At 65.5% G+C, this 1,426-nt stretch carries 1 protein-coding gene; it reads left to right on the forward strand.

All coding sequences use genetic code 11. The features are described from left to right. The first annotated feature begins 158 nt into the window (after nucleotides 1-158). A complete protein-coding gene (locus XH84_RS31810; RefSeq protein ID WP_128948537.1) occupies nucleotides 159-1,358 on the forward strand; it encodes an IS256 family transposase in 1,200 nt (399 codons plus the stop codon). Nucleotides 1,359-1,426: the final 68 nt, after the last annotated feature.

The raw sequence follows: 1,426 nt of genomic DNA on the forward strand, positions 1-1,426 counted from the left end.
GGTCGTGTCCCAGGGAGTGGTGTAGCTGATTAGCAAAGCCGCTCGCGAAGCGCGCCCCTACATAGCGCCGTAGCGAGCGAGCGGCTTTGCGGGTGGTCACCGATGATTCGTCGGTAAGGTTTGGATTGCGACAGCCAACCTGATTCGAGGAACCACCGATGACCTACGACATGATGAACCTGCGCGCGCTCGTAGAGAAGACCCCCGATGCTGATCTCTTGCGCGAGATGATCGGCTTTGCCGCCCACCGGCTGATGGAGCTGGAGGTCGAAGGCCTGACCGGGGCGGCTTATGGCGAGAAGAGCCAGGAGCGCCAGGTCCAGCGCAACGGCTACCGCGACCGGAGCTGGGAGACCCGGGCTGGCACGGTCGAGCTGCGCATTCCCAAGCTGCGCAAAGGCTCCTATTTCCCAGGCTTCCTGGAGCCACGGCGGATGGCCGAGAAGGCGCTCACCGCCGTGGTCCAGGAAGCCTACGTGCAGGGCGTCTCGACCCGCTCGGTCGACGACCTGGTGCAGGCGATGGGCATGAGCGGCATTTCCAAGAGCCAGGTGTCGCGGCTGTGCAGTGAGATCGACGACAAGGTGAAGGCCTTCCTCAATCGCCCGATCGAGGGCGATTGGCCCTATCTGTGGATCGATGCCACCTATGTGAAGGTCCGCCAGAACGGGCGCATCGTCTCGGTCGCGGTGATCATCGCGGTCGGGGTCAACAGTGACGGCCGCCGCGAGGTGCTCGGCATGGATATCGGTCCGTCCGAGGCCGAGACGTTCTGGACCGCATTCCTGCGCAAGCTGGCGCGGCGCGGTCTGCGCGGCGTCAAGCTCGTGGTCTCCGACGCCCATGAGGGGATCAAGGCCACGGTCGGCAAGGTGCTCAACGCCACTTGGCAACGCTGCCGTGTCCACTTCATGCGCAACGCGCTGGCCCATGCCGGCAAGAGCGGCCGGCGCGTCGTCTCCGCCTTCATCGCCACCGCCTTCGCTCAGGACGACGCCGAGGCGGCGCGGGCGCAATGGCGGCGCATCGCCGACCAACTCCGCCCCAAGCTCCCGAAGCTCGCCACCTTCCTCGACGAGGCCGAGACCGACGTGCTGGCCTATATGACCTTCCCGGTTGCGCACCGCGCCAAGCTGCACTCGACCAATCCGCTCGAAAGGGTCAATGGCGAGATCAAGCGCCGAACCGAAGTGGTCGGCATCTTCCCTAATGAAGACGCCATCGTCCGCCTCGTCGGGGCGATCCTGCTCGAGCAGAACGACGAGTGGGCGGTCCAGCGCGGCCGCTACATGACACTGGAAACCATCGCCCCGTTGGGCGATGATCCCGCCGTCAGCTTCCCGGCAATCGCCAGCTGACCGATCCGGCCCAAACCGGCGAACGTGGTGACCCGCACTCAGCTACACCACGCCACGGGACACGATCC

The sequence above is a fragment of the Bradyrhizobium nanningense genome (assembly GCF_004114535.1).
Lineage (GTDB): Bacteria > Pseudomonadota > Alphaproteobacteria > Rhizobiales > Xanthobacteraceae > Bradyrhizobium > Bradyrhizobium nanningense.